The sequence below is a fragment of the Streptomyces sp. NPDC101166 genome (genome assembly GCF_044768125.1).
GTDB lineage: Bacteria > Actinomycetota > Actinomycetes > Streptomycetales > Streptomycetaceae > Streptomyces.
This window is the reverse complement of the sequence record NZ_JBIWPF010000001.1, coordinates 725,287-748,405: the sequence shown is the minus strand read 5'-3', so window position 1 is coordinate 748,405 and position 23,119 is coordinate 725,287. Positions and strand designations below refer to the sequence as shown.

Below are 23,119 nucleotides of genomic sequence, written 5' to 3'. Positions count from 1 at the left end.
GAAGGCGACCGTGCACCCCGGGCCTCCTCGGGCGGCGGGGCGCGCGGTGTGTCAGCCGACCGCCGCCGATCGCGCCGGAGCGTGCGCGGGCCTGCGGTCGTCGACCCCCACCACCTCCGGGAACAGCCGGTCCGCGGCCGGTCGCCGGGTCGGCCGCGCCGGCCGCTCGGGCACCGGCAGCAGAGCAGGCAGCGTGAACCAGACGACCTTGCCGGACTCGCCGGCCGGCGTCGCGCCCCAGCTCTCGCTGACCGCCGCCACCATCGCGAGCCCGCGCCCGCAGGTGGCGAACGCGTCGGCGGCCTCCAGCACCGGGAGCCGGGGGTCGCGGTCGTGGACGGAGACGGTGAGCCGGTCGAGCAGCAGCTCCATCTCCACCGTGCACGTCTTGTCGGGCTGCGCATGCAAGTGGACGTTGGTCAACAACTCCGTCACACCGAGCGAGGCCCGGTCTATCAACGGGTCCAAATGCCAGTAGCGCAACTGCGCCGATACGATTCTGCGGACCTGGCCGATCCGCGACGGCAGGGCTTGAAGCTCCACCGTGCAGTGCCTGCTTGGGTTACTGATCACGGCTGCGACTCCCCGACGTGAGGTCCGGAAGAACACGGAGTTCGGATCGATCGGAGCAGTGCGTCTGCGCGAGGCGGCCGCCTGCTGTCGTGGCCGGCGGGCTGGTTCGCAGCGTTATCGCCGGTAAACCCAGAGTGACGTGAGAACAGCGTGACGCAGTGCATCGAGGACCGCAACTCGCCGTCCCGTCAGCCCGCTCGGCCGGCTCAGTCCCCGCGTCCCGCCGCCTTGCGCACGGCCTCGATGAACCGGCGCGCCGCGGGCGGCCCCGCCTCGCCCGGCGCCGGGTCGTGCTCACCCAGCGTCAACAGGTACCGGTTGCCGTTGAGGTCGGCCAACGCCCTGTCGTCCGGCGCGAACCATGGCCGGGAGGCGCGGACCGCCTGCACCGGCGCGCTGTCGATCTCGCTGCCGTAACTGGTCAGCAGCTCCAGCCTGCCGTCGTTGATCCGGACCTGACCGGCCCGGGTGAGCGAGCGCAGCCGCTTCCCGATCCGCACGCCCGTCGCCGTGAACTCCGGCTCCGCCATCCCGCCCCCTTGCGCGTGGGTGAGCCGGCCCGCGCTCCCCCCCGTGGGCCGGGAACCGGCTCGTGTCGTGGTCCAGTGTGCGCCCCGTGCGGGACTCGTGTCCCGCCGCGGTGCAGTCTGCCCCCGCACGACGCCGAGCACCAGTGCGCGCGACACGCGGACGCCGGACGCCCGGAGCACTCGCACGAATGCGCCCCCACCCGTGCGCCCTGCGCACCCAGGGCCGCCTTTGAGCCCCCCAAAGATGCGTTTATGCAGGTGGGAAGTGGTGTGACAGATGCTTATGATCGAGGTGTCGGCAAGCGTCAGCCGCCCGCCGACGCGACGTACGAAGGAGCTCGCCGTGACCACCCCCCAGCAGACCAGGACCGGCGCCACCCTCGACGTCGACCGCACTGACGCCTTCTACCGCACCTGGCTGAAAGAAGCCGTCCGCAAGGTCCAGGCCGACGCCAACCGCTCGGCCGACACCCATCTCCTGCGCTTTCCGCTGCCCGAGCGATGGGGCATCGACCTGTATCTCAAGGACGAGTCGACCCACCCCACCGGCAGCCTCAAGCACCGCCTGGCCCGCTCCCTGTTCCTCTACGGCCTGTGCAATGGCTGGATCCGGCCGGACCGCCCGGTGATCGAGGCGTCCAGCGGCTCGACGGCGGTGTCCGAGGCGTACTTCGCCAAGCTGATCGGCGTCCCCTTCATCGCTGTCATGCCCCGCACGACGAGCGCCGAGAAGATCCGCCTGATCGAGTTCCACGGCGGCCGCTGCCACTTCGTCGACGACCCGCGCACCATGTACGAGGAGTCGGCCCGCCTCGCGGCGGACACCGGCGGCCACTACATGGACCAGTTCACCTACGCCGAGCGGGCCACGGACTGGCGCGGCAACAACAACATCGCCGAATCCATCTTCCGGCAGCTGGAGTTGGAGCGGTTCCCGGAGCCGGCGTGGATCGTCGCCACGGCCGGCACCGGCGGCACCTCGGCGACCATCGCGCGCTACGTCCACTACATGCAGCACGACACGCGCGTGTGCGTCGCCGACCCGGAGAACTCCTGCTTCTTCGAGGGCTGGACCACCGGCGATCCGGACGTCACCTGCGACTGCGGCTCCCGGATCGAGGGCATCGGCCGGCCCCGGATGGAGCCCAGCTTCGTGCCCGGCGCCGTCGACCGGATGATGAAGGTGCCCGACGCGGCCAGCGTCGCCGCCGTGCGCGCCCTGGAGCGGGGCATCGGGCGCAAGGCGGGCGGCTCGACCGGCACCGGACTGTGGAGCGCGTTGAAGATCGTCGCTGAGATGGTGGCCGAGGGGCGGCAGGGGAGCGTGGTCACCCTGCTGTGCGATCCGGGCGACCGCTACCTCGACAAGTACTACTCCGACGCATGGCTCGCCGACCAGGGCCTCGACATCAACCCGTACACGGAGGCGATCGACACGCTGCTGGCGACGGGCGTGTGGCCGGAATGAGGCCGCCCCTCACTGAGCGCCCCGGCCCGGCGCGTTGCTGCGCCGGGCCCTGAGCCGTCTCCGCCCCTCGTCGCCTGCCTACGGCAGCCGCGTGAGCCGTCGGTCCAGTCGCGTCACCGCGTCCCGGAACGTCCGTCCCATACCCGGCCGGGCCAGCCGCAGCACGCCCCGGAAGGCCGCCGTCCCGTCCGCCGCGAACGTCCAGGGCCCGGTGCCTTGCTGCGCCGGGCCCTGAGCCGTCTCCGCCCCTCGCCGTCTGCCTACGGCAGCCGCGTGAGCCGTCGGTCCAGTCGCGTCACCGCGTCCCGGAACGTCCGTCCCATACCCGACCGGGCCAGCCGCAGCACGCCCCGGAAGGCCGCCGTCCCGTCCGCCGCGAACGTCCAGGGCCCGGTGCCTTGCTGCGCCGGGCCCTGAGCCGTCCTAGTCCGCCCCTCGTCGCCTGCCTACGGCAGCCGCGTGAGCGGTCCAGTCGCGTCACCGCGTCCCGGAACGTCCGTCCCATACCCGGCCGGGCCAGCCGGAGCACGCCCCGGAAGGCCGCCGTCCCGTCCGCCGCGAACGTCCAGCACACCCGCGTGCCCGCGCCCGCCGGCGCGAGCCGCCACTCCTCGACCAGCGCCCGGGCCCCCGGCGCGTTGGTCACGTCGACCCGGTAGGCGTACACCTCGGGCTCCGTCGCCGCCAGGATCGTCTCCCGGAAACGCGTTCCGCCCCAAAGGCGCACGTCGCGTCCCGCGCCGCCGTCCACCGGCCGCGCGGACGCCACCGCCGGGAACCAGGCGGCCCAGCCGGGCACATCCTCGGCGAGCGCGCGGAAGACCCGCTCGGGGGGAGCGGCGACCTCCCGGGAGAAGACCAGCCGCACGGGCGCGGCCGTGAGGAAGCCGAGACCTTCGGGCCGCAACCGGTGAGCCACGCACACCACCTCCCAGCACGACGAACGGGTGCGTCACCCTAGCCAGTGCCGCGTCAGATGTCTGCGTCCTCGTCGGCCTCGCCCGCCACCACCAGCCGGCGCAGATGCTCTGAGACCTCCGCGCGTGCCGCGCCCGGCAGCCCCGCGTCCGTCACCAGCGTGTCGACCTGATCCAGCGACGCGAACGAACTCAGGCCGACCACACCCCACTTGGTGTGGTCGGCCACCACCACGACCCGGCGCGCCGACTGCACCAGCCGCCGGTTGGTCTCGGCCTCCGCCAGGTTCGGCGTCGACAGGCCGGCCTCCGCCGATATCCCGTGCACGCCGAGGAACAGCACGTCGAAGTGGAGCGCCGCGATCGCCTGGTCGGCCACCGGGCCCACCAGCGAGTCGGAGGGCGTGCGCACCCCGCCCGTCAGCACCACCGTGGCCGCGCCCTGCCGGGGGCCCGAGGTGCGCTGCGCCACGTGGAACACATCGGCCACCCGCACCGAGTTGGTGACCACCGTCAGATCGGGAACGTCTACCAGACGGTGCGCCAGCGCGTACGTCGTGGTGCCGCCCGACAGGGCGATCGCGCTGCCCGGCGCGACCAGCTCCGCCGCCGCCCGCGCGATGTCCTCCTTGGCGGTCAGCTCCAGCCCGGACTTGGCCTCGAAACCCGGCTCGTGCGTGCTGGCCTCCACGACCGGTACCGCCCCGCCGTGCACCTTCTCCAGCACGCCCTGCCGGGCCAGCGCGTCGAGGTCACGGCGTACCGTCATGTCCGACACGCCGAGCTTGCGAGTCAGCTCGTTGACGCGGACGCCGCCCCGGCGCCGGACCTCGTCCAGGATCAGTGCGCGGCGCTGCTCCGCGAGGAGGTTCTGATTCTCACTCACGTACGCTCCGGTCCTCTCGACTCAAGCCGACCCACTCCGTCCGACACGCCTCGCGCACCTGCGCCGACGTGGGCGTTCTGCCGGTCGGCGGGACGCGGGCGTCCCATCCTCGCACGGGCGGGTACCCGTCGCGCCACCGCCTGTCCGACGCGGCCATGTCACGGATTCGACACGCGTCGATTCCGTCCGTCACACGGATCGGGGGAAATTCGGTCACAACCGGTGTGCTCGGGCCCTCCAGCGGCGATCCTGTTGCTCGCACGCACGCAGGTCGACAGCGCGTCACGGGGGAAGTGGCACAACGGTGGAACGTGCGCAGGAACGAGCCCTGACCGGCGGGGAGGCCACGGCCGCCCTGGAACTCCTGGTCCACGGCGTGGGCGGCGCGACGCCCGAGAAGATGCTGAACGATCCGCGCACGGTGCGGATCACCGGCGACGACACGGCCGCCGTGTTCCGGCGCGCCGCCGACGTCGACGCCGACCACAGGGGCGGGGGAGAGGCCGTCTCCGCGACCGGTGGGCCCCGGGACCGGCCGGTCCCCGAGGCGTACGTCTGGTGCAACCTCACCTCCGGCAACGGCACCCGCGCCCTGTGGCTCCTGCTGCTGCCCTTCATGGTCGTCAACCTCGCCCACTGGATGCGCCCCGCCGCACACGCACGCACGCGTACCGTCCGCTGCTACGGCCTGCTCGTGCGGCTCGCCGGGCTCAGCCTGACGGTGCTGCTCGTCGCCGCGGCCTGCGAGGTCGCCCTCGACCTGACGGCCTGGCAGTGCGCGGGCACGGCCGTCTGCGCCGAGCGGCACACCTGGCTGGGCTTCCTGGCCCCGTCGGTCCGCGACGGCGGCTGGTGGACTCAGCCCGGCCGCCGCCTCGCCCTCGCCGCCCTGGTCCCGGCCGCCCTCACCGGTCTGCTGTGGTACCTCTCCCACCGCACCTGGCGGGCCTACGAGTCCCAGGAACCCCTGAACGCCCGGCCCGAACCCGAGGACGCGCTCGGCCACACCGCCCTCGGCCGCCCCGGCTTCTGGTACGGCCGCCGCCTGGTCGCCCGGCTGCGCGCGGCGCACACCGCGGCTGGCCTGCTCACCGTCGCCGCCGCCGTCGGCGCCGCGGCCGCCCGCCACGACGCCCGGCCGGGCGGCCCCGCACTCCTCGACCTCCTCGGCCGGCTGCTGGAGACGGCCCTCGCCACCGGCGCCTTCGCCACGGTCTGGGTGGTGTGCCGCCGCGGCCGCAGCGAACACCGCCTCGACCGCCGACTCGACGCCCACCTCGTGCGACGCCTGCCGCTGGCCGCCCTCACACTGCTCGCCCTCACCCTGGTCTACGCCGGCTGGGAGCGCCCCGGGTGGACGTCGTCCGGACGGCTGCCGGGTGACCTGACCTTCGGCGGCATCGCCCTCGCCCAGGGCGCCCTGGTGATCTCCCTCGCCGTCGTCGCCGCCGCGCTGCACCGCGGCTCCACCGGCGACCCCGAAGGGCGCACCGCGCTGCGGGGCCTCGGCGGCCCCGCCGTCGCCACACTCGCCTGCGCCCTGGGCGGCGTCATGTCCGGCGGGGTCTCCCAGCGCGTCTCGGACTGGCTGGACGGCACGGGCGGCTCCCTCGCCGGCCCACCCGTCCTGCTCACCTGGCAGGCGTCCGTCATCCCCGCGCTGCTCCTCGTACAGCTCGCGCTGTGCGCCCTGCTCGGCCGCCGAGCCTGGCTGCTGACCCGCGCCGAACACGCCGCGGTGGCCCGCGAGTACGACACCGGCACCGGCGATCCCGCCCGCACCCGGCGGATCGCCCGGGCCCGCGCGATGGCCACGCTCACCGACCGGGGCCCGCTCCTCGTCGCCGTCACCGCCGTCGCCACCCTGCTGCTGGGCGCGGGGGCCCTCGCCGGCGCGTTCACCTCCGGCATGACCCCTCAGCGGGCCGCCGCGTCGGCCCACCCCTTCTTACGGGGGGCCGCCGAGACCGGACAGGCACTCGGCTCCTGGCTGATAGGGCTCGGCTTCCTGCTGTTCGTCACCTGGGGCAGACGCGCCTACAAGGACGCCTCCGCACGCCGCACCATCGGCATCCTCTGGGACGTCGGCACGTTCTGGCCGCGCGCCGCCCACCCCTTCGCCCCGCCCTGCTACGCCGAACGCGCCGTGCCCGACCTGACCTGGCGCATGGCCACCTGGACCCGCGCCACCGGCGGCCGACTGGTCATCTCGGGCCACTCCCAGGGCAGCGTCCTGGCCGCCGCGGCGGCCTGGCAGCTACAGCCCGCCGACCGCCGACGGGTCGCGCTGCTCACCTACGGCTCCCCGATCGAGCGTCTCTACGGCCGGTGGTTCCCCGCCCACTTCGGCCCGGCCGCGCTGACCGCCCTGCACGAGGAGATCTCCTGCTGGCGCAACCTCTACCGGCTCACCGACCCCATCGGCGGACCCGTACGGCTGTCCGGCGACGACTGCGGCCCCCAGGTGGACCATCCGCCCCTCGCCGACCCGCTCGCCTACGGCCGCACAGCCCGTCATCCCCTGCCCGCCCCGATCCTGGGCCACTCCGACTACCAGGCGGACCCGGCGTTCGCCTTGGAACGAGAACGGCTCCTGGGCCGTCTGCGCCCTCAGATGCCCCCTCAGCGGCCCCGGCCGGAAGAGCCGCAGGCCCCCGCCGCGGCGGGGGCCTGAAGGCGCGCCGACTCGGCGGCGGGAGCTCCTAACGCGGCTGCGGGAGGTCCTCCGCGAACAGCAGCGTCAGATCGTCCGTGCTCGGGTCCGGCACCTGGGCGACCCGGCTCGCGTGCCGCTCCACCAGCGCCTCGAACGTCTGGCGGGCCGTGCGGCCGTTGCCGAAGGCAGGACCCTTCGGGATCGCCGTGAAGTACGTCAGCAGCGCCTCGGCGGCGCCCGGCGCGAGCCGGTACTCGTGCTCCTCGGCCTGCTGCTCCACGATCCGCAGAAGCTCCCCGGGGCCGTAGTCGCCGAAGGTGATGGTCCGCGAGAAACGGGACGCGACACCGGGGTTGACCGACAGGAAGCGCTCCATCTCGGCCGTGTACCCCGCGACGATCACCACCACGGCGTCCCGGTGGTCCTCCATCAGCTTCACCAGCGTGTCGATGGCCTCCTTGCCGAAGTCACGCCCGGCGTCCTCGGGGGAGAGCGCGTACGCCTCGTCGATGAACAGCACGCCGCCGCGGGCCCGTTCGAACGCCTCCTGGGTGCGGATCGCGGTGGAGCCGATGTGCTCGCCGACCAGGTCGACGCGGGACACCTCGACGAGATGGCCCTTCTCCAGCACGTCCAGCGAGGCGAGGATCTCGCCGTACAGACGGGCGACCGTGGTCTTCCCGGTGCCGGGGGAGCCGGTGAACACCAGATGCCGCTTGACGGAGGCCGCCTTCAGCCCCGCCCGCTGCCGGCGCCGGCCGACCTCGATCATGTCGATCAGCGCGCGCACCTCGCGTTTGACGCTTTCGAGGCCCACCAGCGCGTCGAGTTCGCCGAGCACGTCCTTCGAGGTCCGCACGGTGTCCTCCGTCTCGACGGCGCCCGCAGCGGCCTGCGGCTCGGCGGCGCGCTGTTCGGGCATCGCGCCGAGGAGACCGGGCGAGCGGTCCGCCGTCTGGACGGCCGTCTCCCGCGCCGACGGCGGGCGCAGGGCCGCGCTCTCGTCGCTCGTGCAGTCCTCGACCACGGGGCCCGCGCCGGACGCGGCGTCGCCGCCGCTGTCCGCGAACTCGAAACCGCCGCGCGCGCAGCGCTCGGTGCGGCACTTGCGCAGGGTGGTGCGGCAACCGTCTATCACATGGAAGCCGTAGCCCCCGCTGTCGGTGACGCGGCAGTTCAGGAAGCTGCCACGGCCCCCGGCCGACACATAGAACCCGGCCTCCGAGGGCGAGCCCACCACACAGCGCTCGACGACCGGGTCGGCGCCCTTGGTGACGATCACCCCGGTCTGGGTGCCCTCGACCGTGCAGCCGTTCAGGGTGCCGCCGCTGCCGTGGTCGCGGAACCAGGCGCCGGTCGCCGCGTCCCGGATCCGGCAGTCGTCGAGCTGGGCGGTGGCGCCGTCGCTCACCGAGACCGCCGTGTTGCGCACCTGCGTCAGGTCGGTGTCGACGACGTCCGCGCGCGAGCCGCGGTCGAGGACGAACAGCGCGTCCGGCACGTCGTGGACCCGGCAGGAGTCGAGGACCACGGTGGCGCCGTCGCTGACCCAGACGGCCGGGTAGTCGCCGGTGCTGTCGAAGATCTCGCACTGGTTGGCGTCGACCCGAGTGCCCGGGTCCCACACCGACAGCCCGTTGCGCCCGAACTGACGCACCGTCGTGCGCGTCAGCGTCAGCACGGAGCGCGAACGCAGGTCGACCGCGTTCTCCGGGATCTCGTGGATCCGGCAGTCCGCCAAGGTCACCACGGCGTCCGTGTCGAGCGTGACGCCGTCGGCGGTCGTGCGGTGGACGTCGCAGTCGGTGAGGTGCGCGGTGGCGCGCGCGGTGATGTGCACGCCGCTGCCCCGGACCTCGTACACCTCGCAGCCGACGGCCTCCAGCGCCGAGTTCTCGCCGGTCGCGCTGAGCCCGGCGCCGGAGGTGCGGTGCACCCGGCAGCGCTCCAGCCGGGGGTGGCCGCCGCCGCGCACCGCGACGCCGGCCTGTCCGGCCGAGACCACCTCGCACTCCTCGAACACCCCGCCGCCGCCGTCGACCACGGCGATGCCGATGCCCGCCGGATTGTCGACGGTGCACCGCCGGACCGTGGGCCGCGCCCCACCGCGCACCTCGACGCCGGCCGCGGACCGAGTGACGATCCGCAGGTCCAGCAGTTCGGGCGTGCCCTCCTCGACGAGCACGGCGGGCGCGGCCGCGTCCTGGCCCTCCACGTGCAGGTCCTGGACCACCGCCGAGGCGCGCACCGTCAGCGGCACCCCGTCGACGGGCGCGATCCGCACGGAACCCGGGTAGCCCTCGGGACCGCGCAGCGTCACCGCCCGCTGGACGACGAGGTTCTCCCGGTAGGTGCCGGGAGCGATGGTGAGCACGTCGCCTTCGGCCGCGGCCTCCAGGGCGGCGGCGAGCGATGCGTACTCACCCGTGCGGCGCCGCCACCTCGATGTGCCGGTGTGCGTCACCTGGACCGTGCCCTGTGCCATGGCGTTGCTGTGCCCCCACCTCGTGGTAGTCATGGCTCGTTCGCCGGCGGGGCGGCATGCCCCTCCGGCTCCCTCGCGCGCGGGTTGATGCCGAGTGGCTCGGCCGGTCCACCGTAGCGTGCGCGGAGGCGCTCGGTTGACAAGTGAGGGAAGGCCGTCAGCTGCCGGTACCGGTCCGGCCCCAGTCCGGGCCCACGCGCTCCCATGCCTGGTCCCAACGCGCGTACCTGCGGCGGACCATGCGCCAGACGATCATTCTCCGGCCGCCCTCGACGAAGGCGGCGGCGAGGAAGGCCGCGCCGATTCCCGCGAGCACCGCGTGTGTCGTCGCCGTGGCGGAGTCCAGCGGACGGGCCACCAGTCGGCCGTGCCCGTCGGTCCATATGGAGAACCGGTCGCCCCGATGGGGGGTCTGCAGACCGGACATGACGGCTCCGTGCGCGGCGGTGCCGTCCGGGGCTTTCCAGTCGGCGAACACGCGGGTGCGCGTGTCGCGTCCGGTGCCGGTCTCCGGGTCGGCCTCGAACGGTGAACCGCCCAGCCTGCGCACCACGACGGCCGTCACCTCGTGGCGGGAGTCGCGCTGGTCGCGGACCGCCTGCTGCAACGCGCTCTGGGCGACCGCGCCGACGACCGCGCCCACGACGGGAGCGGCGAGGAGCACCAGGAGCAGCGCCGACAGGGCGACCCAGGCCTCGACCAGGTCCGTCGTACGCCGCAGCGGATTGTGCCGCCAGCGCCAGATTCCACCGATCGCTCGCACCGTGCCCCAACCCCCTTTCCGCTCCGTGATAACTCCCCGGGGAGCCGTTCACGTGCCCTTCGGGGGCAAGAGAGAGCGAAATCACCCGGAACCGGGACCTCTCGTGAACTGCTCGCGAAAGCACAACGGCCCAGGGGTGCGCGGAGGTTCCCCCTCCGAAGAGCGGTCTTCGGCCGCCGCTACCCGGCGACGCGGACGGGGTCACCGACCCGGATCGTGCCGCCGGACAGCGGCACCAGGTTCTGACCGAACATCAGACTGCCGCCGATGCGGCGATGCCGGCCCAGGCTGTGCAGCGGCTCCTTGCCCCGGTGGGAGGTGCCCTGGTCGGTCGTGGTCACCACGCACCGGCCGCACATCTTGGCCACTCGGAAGTCGACCTCGCCGATGGAGACCCGCGACCAGCCGTCCTCGGCCCACGGCTCGGTGCCCGCCACGACCACGTTGGGCCGGAAGCGGTTCATCGGCAACGGCCCCTCAGCGGCGTGCTCTCCCGCGGCGATCAGGGTGTTGAGGGCGTCCAGGGACGCGCCGGCGGTGACCAGCAGCGGATAGCCGTCGGCGAAGGAGACGGTCTCGCCGGGCAGCGCGTGCTCCGGATCCACCGGGCGGCGTGTCGCGGGATCGTCCATGTGCACCAGGCGCACGTCGGCGCCCAGATATGCGCTGCACCACGCGTGCGCGGCCTCTTCGGCGACGACGGCCTGCACCTTGTCGCCGAAGATGTCCATGGACACCGTCCCCAGCGGCTCGGGCACCTCGACGGTCAGCGGCTCGAGGCCGGGCGCGGACAGCCGCAGGCCGCCGCCGGGCAACAGCTCGGCGGCGGCCTGCGCGAGGCGCGGCTGCTGGCGCTGTGTGACGACCTTTCCCCCGTGGTCGATCACTGCCCAGCGTCGGTCTCCGGCCAGCCCCCAGGGCTCCACGACGGCCTCCCGGAGCGACACGCTCCGGAACGCCTTGACCGGATGGATGTGTATCGACAGCAGTTCCGTGTTCCCCATGGGCTCATCCTGTCAGGTGGCGCCGGCGCCGGGTGAGGTGAGAGGCGCATGGCGCGGACGCCGGGAAGGGCGAGCTCGGAGGAACGCGGGTCGGCTCAGTAGCCGCGGTACTGCTGCTGGTTGTTGTACGGATCCTGGTACTGCTGCGCTACGGGCCGGGGAGCCGCGGGGCGCATCGCCTCGTAGCCCGCGACGGGACCGGCCGGACGCGGCTGCTGCTGCGCCTGCGGGCCGGGATAGCCGCGCGGGGCGGAGGCCTGCGGCGGGATGTAGGCCGCGGGTGCCTGCTGGAGCGGGGCGGGCTGCTGCGCCTGCGGATAGCCGTAGGACGGCTGGGACGGGGCCGCCGGGAGGGCGGGCAGCGCCGACGGCAGCGCGGGCAGGCTGCTGCCGCTCGTGTCGTACGCGGCGGGGACCCGGATCGGGGCGATCTGCGGGGTGCCCCGCTCGGCCACGAGCGAGTCATAGATCGGGGTGTCCGGGAAGGAGGCGGAGTAGTAGCCGCCGCCATAGGTGGAGCGGGGGGAGGTCATGGCACATAAGTTAAGCCCACGATGTGCTGGTTGGGGAGACCGATAAGAGGGTTGTTTTCCGTGTCGGGGGTACCTCCGGCTCCCCAATGTGAGCGAACTCGGCGAAAAGGGGCGGCAAACGTCGGGTGAATCGTGTAAAAGCCGAGATCCGAGGCGGTCACCCCCGGTCGGGCGGGGTCTGTTCACGTGCCGTGGAGGGGAGTTCACTGTCGGCACGAACAAGTTGACCCGACAAGCAATCCGGCGGGCGCCCGAGCGGTGTGCCGGGCCGGCCCGGTCACAGGTGATGGGGGAGCGGACATGTCCATGGCGAAGGGTTCCAACACTCCCGTGCCCACGGCGGCACTGAGAGTCGAGGTCGGCTGGCGGTCCGGGCCCGGGGTGCCCGACGCCGACGCCTCGGCGCTGCTGCTGGTCGGCGGAAAGGTCCGCTCCGACAACGACTTCGTGTTCTACAACCAGCCCACGCACTCCTCGGGAGCGGTCCGCCACGAGGGCAAGCGCGACGTCGGCGGCCGGGTCACCGACACACTGCTCGTCGACCTCGCGCGCGTGGAGCCCGCGATCGAGACGGTCGTCCTGGCCGCCTCGGCCGACGGCGGCGCGTTCGGGCAGGTGCCCGGCCTCTACGTCGAGGTGCGCGACGCCGGGCACAACGTCGTGGCCCGCTTCGACAGCAGCGGAGCGACCGTCGAGACGGCGTTCGTCCTGGGGGAGTTCTACCGACGCCAGGACGCCTGGAAGTTCCGGGCCGTCGGCCAGGGCTACGGCAGCGGACTGGAGGGGCTGGCCACCGACTTCGGCATCGCCGTCGACGAACCGCAGTACACGTCGGCGCCCCCGGTTACCCAACCCGCCCACCCCGCGCCCCCGTCGACGCCCCAGGCCGCCCCCACGCCCCCGCCCGCCTCCCCCGCGACCGTTCCCCCGCCCGCCCACCGAACCGCGCCTCCGCCGCCGCCCGCGCAGCCCGCCGCCCCGCCGGTCCGCCTGACCAAGGTGACGCTCACCAAGAGCGCTCCCTCGGTGTCGCTGGCCAAGCAGGGCGCAACCTCGGGGGCCATGCGCGTGAACCTCAACTGGGAGGTGCGCAAGCAGTTCTCCGGGTGGGGCAGCAAACGCGGACGCGCCGTCGCGCTCCACAACGACCTCGACCTCGACCTGTGCGCCCTGTTCGAACTCGCCGACGGCCGCAAGGGAGTCGTTCAGGCCCTCGGCAACGCCTTCGGCGCCCTGCACCAGCCGCCGTACATCCACCTGGACGGCGACGACCGCACCGGTGCGCTGGCGAGCGGCGAGAACCTCACCATCAACCTCGACCACCGCGACGACTTCAAGCGCATCCTCGTCTTCGTCACCATCTACGAGGGCGCCCGCTCCTTCGCCGACCTGCACGCCACCGTCACCCTCCACCCGCAGCACGGCGCCCCGATCGACTTCTCCCTGGACGAGTGCACCGTCCCCTCCACCGTGTGCGCGCTCGCGCTCATCACCCACACCGGCGGCGACCTCGTCGTCCAGCGCGAAGCCCGCTACCTGGTGCCGCAGCGCGGGGTGAGCCCCCAGCGCACGGTCGACCACGCCTACGGCTGGGGCATGAACTGGACACCCGGCCGCAAGTAGACGCCGACCAGGGCGGCTAGCCCTCGTCGGGCACCGGGTCCGGGCGGGCGTAGGTGCGGCCCTTCCAGGCCGCACCGCGCCCTCGGTGGTGCTGCACCGCGGAGTCCACCGTCATCAGCAGATACAGGGCGGCGGTGAACGGCAGCAGCGGAGCCAGCCACAGCGGCTGGCGGTAGTAGCGCAGCATCGGCGCGTACGTCCCCGCCATCGCCAGCCACGCCAGCGCGCCGCACACCGCCGCGGCCGGGAGGCCGAGCACCAGCCCTGCCGGAACGGCGAGCGGCGGCACCAGGTACACCAGCGCCAGGCCCAGCACCGTGCCCGCCAGCAGCAGCGGACTGTGGCGCAGTTGCGCGTAGGCGCTGCGCGACACCATCCGCCACAGGTCGTGCAGCCCCGGGTACGGGCGCACGCTGTCCACCTTGTCGGCGAGCCCGAGCCAGATGTGCCCGCCCGACCTCTTCACCGCGCGCGCGAGCGCCACGTCGTCGATGACCGCGTGCCGGACGGCGTCCGGCACCCGGGCCCGCTCCGCCGACTCGGTGCGCAGCAGCACACAGCCGCCCGCCGCGGCGGCCGTGCGCGCCCCGCGCCGGCCGACCCGGCGGAACGGGTACAACTGCGCGAAGAAGTAGACGAACGCCGGCACGACCAGCCGCTCCCAACGGCTCGCCACCCGCAGTCTCGCCATCTGGGAGACGAGATCGAAACCGCCCGCGCGTGCCGCCGCCACCAACTCGCGCAGACTGTCGGGCGCGTGCGCGATGTCGGCGTCCGTCAGCAGGAGGTACTCGGGCCCACGCGCGCGTGCGAGATCGATGCCGTGGCGCACGGCCCACAGCTTGCCGGTCCAGCCGGCCGGCGGCTCACCCGGCGAGCACACTGTCAGCGGCAGCCCGCCGTGCCGCCGCGCCAGTTCACGCGCCAGCTCTCCGGTGCCGTCCGAGCTGCCGTCGTCGACGAGGAAGACCTCCGCACGGCCCGGATAGTCCTGCGCCAGCACGGACGGCAGGCTCGCGGGCAGTACCGCCGCCTCGTCGCGGGCGGGGACGACGACGCCCACATCCGGCCAGTCCGCGGGCGTCTCGCGTGGAGGCAGCCGGACGTCCGTACGCCAGAAGAAGCCCTGGCAGCAGAGCAGCCACAGCCAGACGACCAGGGAGACGGCGGCGATCCACACGATGGCGCTCACGGCCGCAGTCTGCCCCACCGCAGGGGGGCCGCAAGAGCACATCGTCTATGGTGGCCGGGTGAAGATCGCGCTCATGGACTCCGGAATCGGGCTGTTGGCGGCCACCGCCGCGGTACGGCGCCTGCGACCCGACGCCGATCTCGTGCTCTCCCTCGACCCCGAGGGCATGCCCTGGGGCCCGCGCACGCCCGAGGACCTCACCGCGCGCGCGGTGGCCGTCGCCGAGGCCGCCGCGGCCCGCCGGCCCGACGCGCTCATCGTCGGCTGCAACACGGCGACCGTGCACGCCCTGCCCGCCCTGCGGGCCCGTCTCGAACCGGACATCCCGGTGATCGGCACGGTACCCGCGATCAAGCCGGCCGCGGCCGGCGGCGGCCCCGTCGCCATCTGGGCCACGCCCGCCACCACCGGCAGCCCTTATCAGCGCAACCTCATCCGGGACTTCGCCGACGGCGTCCCCGTCGCCGAGGTGCCCTGCTGGGGCCTGGCCGAGGCCGTCGAGCAGGCGGACGAGACCGCGATCGACTCCGCCGTCGCCGCGGCCGCCGCGCTGACGCCCGAGGACGTCACCACCGTCGTCCTGGGCTGCACCCACTACGAACTGGTGGCCGAGCGCATCCGCGCCGCCGTGCAGCGTCCCGGCCGCCCGCCGCTCGTCCTGCACGGCTCGGCCGGCGCCGTGGCCGCGCAGGCCCTGCGCCGCGTGGGCGCCGGCCTGCACCCGGAGAGCGAGACCCTCGGCACGGTGACGGTCCTGCTCAGCGGCCAGGAGGGCACGCTTCCCGTGCCCGCGCTGACCTACGCCGAGGGCCGGCTCCTGCAGGAGGTCAGCCCCGCGCGGTGACCCGGCCCGCGGTTCGCCGGGTCGGCGGCTGGGCCTGTTTGCGGGGTTCGCCCGGCCGGCGCAGTGACCCTGCGCTACGGAGTACCGGCGGAGCGAAACCTGAGTAACCTCGTCACTATGAGGGACCACCCCCAGGACGAGAAGGCCCCGCATGCCCCTGTCTGGCACGGGCGGGCCACCAACCGGTTCCAGTGGCTGCTCGCGCTCATCGGAGCCGCCTGTATGGCGCTCGGCATCGAACTGGCGATCGACTCCGCATGGACGTCTGGGGCCGCGCCGCTCGTCATGTCCGTCGTCGGCTGCATCGCCGCCGGGCTCATGGTCCTCTTCGGGACGCTGGCCTTCGTCCACGTCGACCTGAAGCTCGACAAGGAGTCCCTGGAAGTGCGCTGCGGTCACATAGGGCTGCCGCGTCGCCGCATCCCGCTGGCCCACGTCGCCGGAGCGGAATTCGAGCCGCACGTCACCCCGCGCCACTGGGGCGGCTGGGGCTACCGCTGGCGTCCGGAGAAGGGCACCGCCGTCGTGGTGCGCCGCGGGGAGGGTGTGGTGCTACGGCTGTGGGACGGCCACACCTTCACCATCACCGTGGACGACGCCGAATCCGCCGTCCTGGCGATCAGAGCCCGACTGCGGCAGGGCAGCACGCCGGGGGCGGCGCACTGACGTCAGGGGTGCGCGTGCGTGCGATGGACCGTGCTGTCGGCCAAAAGCTCACTCGCCGTACACTCCCGGAGTGACCGTCACCGCAACCTCCGTGGGCCGACCGGACCAGGTGGAGCCCGCGACCGCGCCGCCGCTCCGTGCTCGGCTCCTGCGCCTCGTCCCCGCCGTCGTAGCGGCGCTCTCCGGAGTTCTGCTCTACGTCAGCTTCCCGCCCCGCCCCCTGTGGTGGCTGGCCCTGCCGGCCTTCGCCGGGTTCGGCTGGGCGCTGCGAGGGCGCCGCTTGAAGGCGGCCCTCGGCCTCGGCTACCTCTTCGGCCTCGGCTTCCTGCTGCCGCTGCTGGTGTGGACGGGCGTCGAGGTCGGCCCCGGGCCCTGGCTCGCCCTGGTGGTCATCGAGGCGGTCTTCGTCGCGCTGGCCGCCGTCGGGATCGCCGCCGTGTCCAAGCTTGCGGCCTGGCCGGTGTGGGCGGCGGCGGTGTGGATCGCCGGCGAGGCGGCACGCGCGCGTGTGCCCTTCCGCGGCTTCCCCTGGGGCAAGATCGCGTTCGGGCAGGCGGACGGCGTCTTCCTCCCGCTGGCGGCGGTCGGCGGCACCCCGGTGCTCGGCTTCGCCGTCGTCCTGTGCGGGTTCGGGCTGTACGAAGCGGTCCGCGTGGGTCTCGAATGGCGCCGCACACGCGAGGTGCGCCGGACCGCGGCCGCCGTTGCTCTGCTCAGCCTGGCCGTGCCGGTGGTGGCGGCCGTGGCCGCCCGCCCGCTGGTCAGCGACACGGCACAGGACGGCACCGCCACGGTCGCCGTCATCCAGGGCAACGTCCCCCGCCTCGGTCTGGAGTTCAACGCCCAGCGGCGGGCCGTGCTCGACTATCACGCGCGTGAGACGGAGCGGCTGGCCGCCGAGGTCGAGGCCGGCAAGGCGCCCCGGCCGGACTTCGTGCTGTGGCCCGAGAACGCCTCCGACATCGACCCCTTCGCCAACGCGGACGCCGCCGCCGTCATCGAGCGGGCGGCCAGGGCGATCGGCGCGCCCATCTCGGTCGGTGGCGTGGTCGAACGCGACGGCAAGGTCTACAACGAGCAGATCCTCTGGGACCCGGTGAAGGGACCCACGCAGACGTACGACAAGCGGCAGATCCAGCCGTTCGGCGAGTACCTGCCGCTGCGCTCGCTGATCGGGGCGATCAACGGCGAATGGACGTCGATGGTCCGCCGGGACTTCAGCCGGGGCACCCGGCCGGGCGTGTTCGACATGGGCGAGGCCAAGGTGGGCCTGGTCACCTGCTACGAGGCCGCCTTCGACTGGGCCGTGCGGTCCGAGGTCGCCGACGGGGCCCAGCTGATCTCGGTCCCCAGCAACAACGCCACCTTCGACCGCAGCGAGATGACCTACCAGCAGCTCGCGATGTCCCGTGTGCGCGCCGTCGAGCACAGCAGGACCGTGACCGTGCCGGTGACCAGCGGCGTCAGTGCGATCATCATGCCGGATGGGAGGATCACCCAGAAGACCGGCATGTTCGTGGCCGACTCCCTGGTGCAGAAGGTGCCGCTGCGCACCTCCGAGACGCCGGCGACGCGGCTGGGCACCCTCCCGGAGATCGCCCTGGTGCTCGTCGCGGCGGGCGGCCTGGGCTGGGCGATCGGCGCCGCGGTGCGCGGGCGGCGCGCCGGTGGCGTGTAGCCGTACGCCGGTCGCCCGCTCCCCGGAGCGGCCGTGCGCTGTCACGGCCGCCCGTTAGGGTCGGGCCATGGCTACTCCTGACTTCATCCGTACGCTCCGGGCGTCCGCCGGGAACCAGCTGCTGTGGCTCCCCGGCGTCACGGCGGTCGTCTTCGACGACGAGGGACGCGTGCTGCTCGGACGCCGCTCCGACACCCTCAGGTGGGCGGTGATCGGCGGCATCCCCGACCCGGGGGAGCAGCCGGCGGTCTGCGCCGTGCGGGAGGTCAAGGAGGAGACCGCGGTGGACTGCGTCGTCGAGCGGGTCGTCCTCGTCCAGGCGCTGGAGCCGGTCAGGTACGCCAACGGCGACGTCTGCCAGTACATGGACATCACGTTCCGCTGCCGCGCGGTGGGCGGCGAGGCCCGGGTCAACGACGACGAGTCGCTGGAGGTGGGGTGGTTCGCGGTGGACGCCCTGCCGGAGCTGAACCAGTTCGCCCTGCTGCGGATCAAGCAGGCGATGGCAGACGCACCTACATGGTTCGACACCATGGGTTCCCAGTGAAGTATGGATTCTGACCATATGGGGTGGGGGAGGGGCGCTGCCTAGGGTCAGGGCATGACCGCTCGCAGCGCCCCTCCGGCCCTCCACGCCACCCCGCTCGACCTCGGCGGTCGCACCGCCCTCGTCACCGGCGCCGCCGGCGGCATCGGCCGTGCCTGCGCGCTCCGCCTCGCGGCCGCCGGGGCCGAGGTACGGGCGGTCGACCGGGACGCCGCCGGCCTGAGGACCCTCGCGGAGAGCGCCGACGGCCTGCCCGGCACGGTCGAACCCCGCGTCCTGGACCTCACCGACCTCGACGCGGCCGAGCAGGCCGCCGCCGGGACCGACGTCCTGGTCAACAACGCCGGACTTCAGCTGGTGCGGCCGCTGGAGGAGTTCCCGCCCGACGTCTTCCACACGGTGCTCACCGTGATGCTGGAGGCGCCGTTCCGCCTCATCCGCGGCGCACTGCCCCACATGTACGGGCAGGGCTGGGGGCGCATCGTCAACGTCTCCTCGGTCCACGGACTGCGCGCCTCCGCCTACAAGTCCGCCTATGTCGCCGCCAAGCACGGACTGGAGGGCCTGTCCAAGACGGCCGCCCTCGAAGGCGCGCCCCACGGGGTCACCTCCAACTGCGTGAACCCGGCCTACGTGCGCACCCCGCTGGTGGAGAAGCAGCTCGCCGACCAGGCCCGCACCCACGGACTGCCCGAGGAGCGGGTGCTCGCGGAGGTGCTGCTGCGGGACAGCGCCGTCAAACGGCTCATCGAACCGGAGGAGGTCGCCGAGGCCGTCGCCTATCTGTGCGGGCCCCAGGCGTCCTTCATGACCGGCGCGTCCGTCGTCCTCGACGGCGGCTGGACCGCGCACTGAGCGAGCCCGCCGCGAGCGGATCCCGAAGTTGTCCACAGGCCTGACGAGCCGGACCGTTCATGAGCAATCCTGTGCACATGTCCCGCGATCACATGGAGCCGATCGAGCGCTCCGTCACCGACGCCGAGCCGGCGACCGGCGCGAAGCCGGAAGCCGCCGCACCCGGCACCTCCGGCGCCGCGCCGGCTTCCGGCGATCCCGGCGCAGCCGAGTGCGTCGAGGCGCCGTTCCTCGAGCTGCTCGCCCGGGGCGCGGCGGCCGAGGCCTACGAGCGGCCGGTGCTCCTGGCGCGCGCCGCGGGACACACCGCCGACCGGATCGAGGCCCTCGAACACGCCAAGCTGCTCGCGCTGCGGGTGCGGGCCGAGCTGGAGGGCCGCCGCCGGCGGGAGGCCGAACTGTCGGCGCTGTTCGAGACCGCCCACGACCTGGCCGGCCTGCGCGACGTCGACGCCGTCCTTCAGGCGATCGTGCAGCGGGCCCGCTCCCTGCTGGGCACCGACGTCGCCTACCTCAGCCTCAACGACCCGGAGCGCGGCGACACCTACATGAGGGTCACCGAGGGCTCGGTGGCCGCCCGCTTCCAGCAACTGCGCCTCGGCATGGGCGAGGGACTCGGCGGCCTCGTGGCCCAGACGGCCCGCCCCTATGTCACCGACGACTACTTCCGCGACGACCGCTTCCGGCACACCACGACCATCGACGCCGGCGTGCACGACGAGGGCCTGGTCGCCATCCTCGGCGTGCCGCTGACCCTCGGCGCGAACGTCATCGGGGTGCTGTTCGCCGCCGACCGGCGCGCGCGGGTCTTCGAACGGGAACAGATCGCCCTGCTCGGCTCCTTCGCCGCACTCGCCGCCGCCGCCCTGGACACCGCCAACCTGCTCACGGAGACCCGCTCCGCCCTGGCCCGGCTGGAGCGGGCCAACGAGATCATCCAGGACCGCAGCGCGGTCATCGAGCGGGCCTCCGAGGTCCACGACCGGCTCGCCGAACTCGTGCTGCGCGGCGGCGGCGTCCACGACGTGGCCGCCGCCGTCTCCCAAGTCCTGGGCGGGGCAGTCGATTTCAGCGAATCGGCGCCCGCAGCAGCCGTGGAGGCGTCCCGCACAGAAGGCCACGCGGTACGGCACGAGGACGACTGGATCGCGGCCGTCGCCGCAGGCGGCGAACTGCTCGGTGCGCTCGTCCTGCGCGGCCACCCCGGCCTCGACCCCGTCGACCAGCGCACCCTGGAGCGCGCCGCGATGGTCACCTCACTGCTGCAGCTCGCCCGGCGCTCCGCCGCCGAGGCGGAACAACGCGTCCGGGGCGAACTGCTGGACGACCTGCTCGACGCCCGCGACCGAGACCCCCGTCTGCTGCGCGACCGCGCCGCCCGGCTGCGCGCCGACCTCGACGCCACCCATGTGGTCCTCGCGGCGCGTCTGGACACCGCCGCGGCCGACGCCGACCAGGAGGCGGCCGCCCGCCGCCGCCTGTGGTCCGCCGCCTCCCACCTCGCCGCCACCCGGCAGGGTCTGGCCGCCGCCCGCGACGGAGGCACCGTCCTGCTGCTGCCCCTGGAACCGGGCGACACCGCGACCGAGCTGGCCCGCCGCACCGCGCGGCACCTCGGCACCGCGGTCCACGAAGCGGTCACCGTCGGCGCCTCCGCACCTGTGCGCGAGCTCACCGCCCGTCCGGACGCCGTGGTCGCCGGGTACGAGGAGAGCCGCCGCTGTCTTCAGGCGCTGTGCCTGCTGGGCCGCTCGGGAGACGGGGCGGCCGCCGAGGACTTCGGCTTCCTGGGCCTGCTGCTCGCCGGCGACCGGGATGTGACGAGCTTCGTCGACCGCACCATCGGCAAGGTCGTCGACTACGACGAACGACGCGGCACCGACCTCGTCGGCACCCTCGACGCCTACTTCGCCTGCGGCATGAGCCCGGCCCGCACCAAGGACCGGCTCCACGTCCACGTCAACACGGTGGCCCAGCGCCTGGAACGCGTGGGCCGGCTCCTGGGAGACGACTGGCAGAGCCCGGCCCGTACCCTGGAGATACAACTGGCCCTCAGACTGCACGCGTTGGCAAGCCCCACACGCCGCTGACCCCCGTACGCGCGGGCGGCGCACGGGGGTCGGCCAGGGGAGAGGAGCCGAGTACCGGCTTGCTCCACGCTCAGACGGCGCGAACGTCCGCCGCGGGAGCCTCCTCGCTCTCCTCCGCGCCGGCGGAGGGGCCGACGTCGGCCAGATCGCGGAGCCGGGTCTCCTTGGCCGCGCCCACGGCGACCACCGTCAGCAGGACCGCCGCGATCACGTACAGGGTGATCGGTGTGGAGCTGTCGTAGTCGGCCAGCAGCGCGGTGGCGATGAGAGGCGCCGGCGCGCCGGCGGCGACGGAGGCGAACTGAGCGCCGATGGAAGCCCCGGAGTAGCGCATCCGGGTGGCGAACATCTCCGAGAAGAAGGCGGCCTGCGGCGCGTACATGGCACCGTGCAGCACCAGACCGACGGTCACGGCGAGGACGAGGCTGCCGAAGCGGCCCGTGTCGACGAGCGTGAAGAAGGGGAACATCCACAGTCCGACGCCCACCGCGCCGAGCAGGTACACGGGACGCCGCCCGATCCGGTCCGACAGCGCGCCCCAGGCCGGGATCACCGCGAAGTGCACGGCGGAGGCGATGAGGACGGCGTTCAGGGCGGTCTGCTTGGAGACGCCGGCCGAGGTCGTCGCGTACACGAGGATGAACGCGGTGATGACGTAGTAGGAGATGTTCTCCGCCATACGCGCGCCCATCGCCACCAGCACGTCACGCCAGTGGTGACGCAGCACCGACACGAGCGGGAGCTTCTCGGCGTCGGCCGCCGCCTGTGTGGCCTTGCGGGCCTCGGCCTGCGCCAACGCCTGCCGGAAGACGGGCGATTCATCGACGGACAGACGAATCCACAGCCCGACGATCACCAGCACCCCGGAGAGCAGGAACGGGATCCGCCAGCCCCAGCTGACGAAGGCGGCGTCCGACAGCACGGCGGTGAGCAGGGACAGCACGCCGGTCGCGAGCAGTTGCCCCGCCGGCGCACCGGTCTGCGGCCAGGATGCCCAGAACCCGCGCCGCCTCGCGTCGCCGTGCTCCGACACCAGCAGCACGGCCCCGCCCCACTCACCGCCGAGCGCGAACCCCTGCACCAGCCGCAGCAGGGTCAGCAGCACCGGCGCGGCGGTCCCGACACTCGCGTGCGTGGGCAGCAAGCCGATCGCGAAGGTCGCCCCGCCCATCAGCAGCAGACTCAGCACCAGCAGCTTCTTGCGCCCGAGCCGGTCCCCGAAGTGCCCGAACACCAAAGCCCCGAGCGGTCGCGCCGCGAACCCGACGGCGTAGGTGAGGAAGGAGAGCAACGTGCCGACGAGCGGATCGGAGCCCGGAAAGAACAGCTTGTTGAAGACGAGAGCGGCGGCGGAACCGTAGAGGAAGAAGTCGTACCACTCGATGGTGGTCCCGATGAGGCTGGCGGTGACGATGCGCTTGAGGCTGGCGGGGGGTGGGGGAGCGGTCGCGGGGGAGGACATCGGCACCACTTCCTGCGGTTCGGCGGGGACGTTCGTGTATCGCCACACCGTAGGAACATGCAGGTCAGAGGCGTATGTGGTGAGACACCATAGTTCTGGGCGTTGGAGTGCGCGTGCACACCATGGAGGTGCGGACGGGGTGTCGTCGATGGCCCCAAAGAGGCCGCGAAGGGTGCTGTCTGACTTGCGTCGTTCGGGCGTGATGTGGACGTGCCGTGCTGACTCCCGTGCTGACTTGGTGCTGACTACGCTGCGTTGCCCCCGTCGTCTGGGCGGATCGGACAGGTGTCGCCGTCTGGCCCGGCATGGAGTGGGCTTGCGGACGGTTCCGTCGCAGGCCGAGCGCC

Annotated in this window: 18 protein-coding genes and 1 pseudogene; 9 read left to right on the top strand and 10 right to left on the bottom strand. The window is 73.3% G+C overall.

The window, feature by feature from the left end; all coding sequences use genetic code 11:
* Positions 1–51: 51 nt before the first annotated feature.
* Positions 52–573: an ATP-binding protein gene (locus tag ACIRS4_RS03105; protein ID WP_404189085.1), complete on the bottom strand. Its 522-nt coding sequence runs from the start codon at positions 571–573 to the stop codon at positions 52–54.
* Positions 574–779: 206 nt separating this feature from the next.
* Complete coding sequence (locus tag ACIRS4_RS03100; RefSeq protein WP_404189083.1) at positions 780–1,103, bottom strand: hypothetical protein; 324 nt, start codon at positions 1,101–1,103, stop codon at positions 780–782.
* A gap of 343 nt (positions 1,104–1,446) precedes the next feature.
* Here ACIRS4_RS03100 and ACIRS4_RS03095 point away from each other — a divergent pair, with 343 nt between their 5' ends.
* A complete protein-coding gene (locus ACIRS4_RS03095) occupies positions 1,447–2,571 on the top strand; it encodes a PLP-dependent cysteine synthase family protein (protein WP_404189080.1) in 1,125 nt (374 codons plus the stop codon).
* A 463-nt stretch (positions 2,572–3,034) separates the two neighbouring features.
* Here the strand turns inward: ACIRS4_RS03095 and ACIRS4_RS03090 are convergent.
* Positions 3,035–3,490, bottom strand: a pseudogene (locus tag ACIRS4_RS03090) (SRPBCC family protein); the annotation flags it as partial.
* Between the two features lie 53 nt (positions 3,491–3,543).
* Positions 3,544–4,374: a DeoR/GlpR family DNA-binding transcription regulator gene (locus ACIRS4_RS03085; RefSeq protein WP_404189077.1), complete on the bottom strand. Its 831-nt coding sequence runs from the start codon at positions 4,372–4,374 to the stop codon at positions 3,544–3,546.
* 304 nt (positions 4,375–4,678) lie between these two features.
* Here ACIRS4_RS03085 and ACIRS4_RS03080 point away from each other — a divergent pair, with 304 nt between their 5' ends.
* The gene (locus ACIRS4_RS03080; RefSeq protein ID WP_404189075.1) at positions 4,679–7,048 is read left to right on the top strand and encodes a hypothetical protein; all 2,370 of its coding nucleotides are present in this window, start codon (positions 4,679–4,681) and stop codon (positions 7,046–7,048) included.
* Positions 7,049–7,076: 28 nt separating this feature from the next.
* Here the strand turns inward: ACIRS4_RS03080 and ACIRS4_RS03075 are convergent, their stop codons facing one another.
* The 4 genes from ACIRS4_RS03075 to ACIRS4_RS03060 form a co-directional block, all read right to left on the bottom strand.
* A complete protein-coding gene (locus tag ACIRS4_RS03075) occupies positions 7,077–9,515 on the bottom strand; it encodes a right-handed parallel beta-helix repeat-containing protein (RefSeq protein ID WP_404189789.1) in 2,439 nt (812 codons plus the stop codon).
* Positions 9,516–9,672: 157 nt separating this feature from the next.
* Positions 9,673–10,278 (bottom strand): hypothetical protein, encoded by a 606-nt coding sequence (locus tag ACIRS4_RS03070; RefSeq protein ID WP_404189073.1) that lies wholly within the window; start codon positions 10,276–10,278, stop codon positions 9,673–9,675.
* 179 nt (positions 10,279–10,457) lie between these two features.
* On the bottom strand, positions 10,458–11,282 hold the full coding sequence (locus ACIRS4_RS03065; RefSeq protein WP_404189070.1) for an MOSC domain-containing protein: 825 nt from the start codon (positions 11,280–11,282) through the stop codon (positions 10,458–10,460).
* Between the two features lie 95 nt (positions 11,283–11,377).
* Positions 11,378–11,815, bottom strand: coding sequence for a DUF6643 family protein (locus ACIRS4_RS03060; RefSeq protein WP_404189067.1), 438 nt, complete (start codon positions 11,813–11,815; stop codon positions 11,378–11,380).
* Between the two features lie 306 nt (positions 11,816–12,121).
* Here ACIRS4_RS03060 and ACIRS4_RS03055 point away from each other — a divergent pair, with 306 nt between their 5' ends.
* Positions 12,122–13,438 (top strand): TerD family protein, encoded by a 1,317-nt coding sequence (locus ACIRS4_RS03055; RefSeq protein ID WP_404189786.1) that lies wholly within the window; start codon positions 12,122–12,124, stop codon positions 13,436–13,438.
* A 16-nt stretch (positions 13,439–13,454) separates the two neighbouring features.
* On the opposite strand, the gene ACIRS4_RS03050 is transcribed toward ACIRS4_RS03055, so the two are convergent.
* Positions 13,455–14,672, bottom strand: coding sequence for a glycosyltransferase (locus ACIRS4_RS03050; RefSeq protein WP_404189064.1), 1,218 nt, complete (start codon positions 14,670–14,672; stop codon positions 13,455–13,457).
* 16 nt (positions 14,673–14,688) lie between these two features.
* On the opposite strand from ACIRS4_RS03050, the gene ACIRS4_RS03045 reads away from it, so the two are divergent.
* From ACIRS4_RS03045 to ACIRS4_RS03020, 6 genes are all read left to right on the top strand, one after another.
* Positions 14,689–15,474 (top strand): glutamate racemase, encoded by a 786-nt coding sequence (locus tag ACIRS4_RS03045; RefSeq protein ID WP_404189061.1) that lies wholly within the window; start codon positions 14,689–14,691, stop codon positions 15,472–15,474.
* Positions 15,475–15,591: 117 nt separating this feature from the next.
* A complete protein-coding gene (locus ACIRS4_RS03040) occupies positions 15,592–16,140 on the top strand; it encodes a hypothetical protein (protein WP_404189058.1) in 549 nt (182 codons plus the stop codon).
* A gap of 70 nt (positions 16,141–16,210) precedes the next feature.
* Positions 16,211–17,818 (top strand): apolipoprotein N-acyltransferase, encoded by a 1,608-nt coding sequence (gene lnt / locus ACIRS4_RS03035; RefSeq protein ID WP_404189056.1) that lies wholly within the window; start codon positions 16,211–16,213, stop codon positions 17,816–17,818.
* Between the two features lie 67 nt (positions 17,819–17,885).
* Positions 17,886–18,365: an NUDIX hydrolase gene (locus ACIRS4_RS03030; protein ID WP_404189053.1), complete on the top strand. Its 480-nt coding sequence runs from the start codon at positions 17,886–17,888 to the stop codon at positions 18,363–18,365.
* A 54-nt stretch (positions 18,366–18,419) separates the two neighbouring features.
* Positions 18,420–19,220, top strand: coding sequence for a 3-hydroxybutyrate dehydrogenase (locus ACIRS4_RS03025; RefSeq protein WP_404189050.1), 801 nt, complete (start codon positions 18,420–18,422; stop codon positions 19,218–19,220).
* A gap of 77 nt (positions 19,221–19,297) precedes the next feature.
* Positions 19,298–21,310, top strand: a complete 2,013-nt coding sequence (locus tag ACIRS4_RS03020) for a helix-turn-helix domain-containing protein (RefSeq protein ID WP_404189048.1) — start codon at positions 19,298–19,300, stop codon at positions 21,308–21,310.
* 70 nt (positions 21,311–21,380) lie between these two features.
* Here the strand turns inward: ACIRS4_RS03020 and ACIRS4_RS03015 are convergent, their stop codons facing one another.
* Positions 21,381–22,772, bottom strand: coding sequence for an MFS transporter (locus ACIRS4_RS03015; protein ID WP_404189784.1), 1,392 nt, complete (start codon positions 22,770–22,772; stop codon positions 21,381–21,383).
* Between the last annotated feature and the right edge of the window lie 347 nt (positions 22,773–23,119).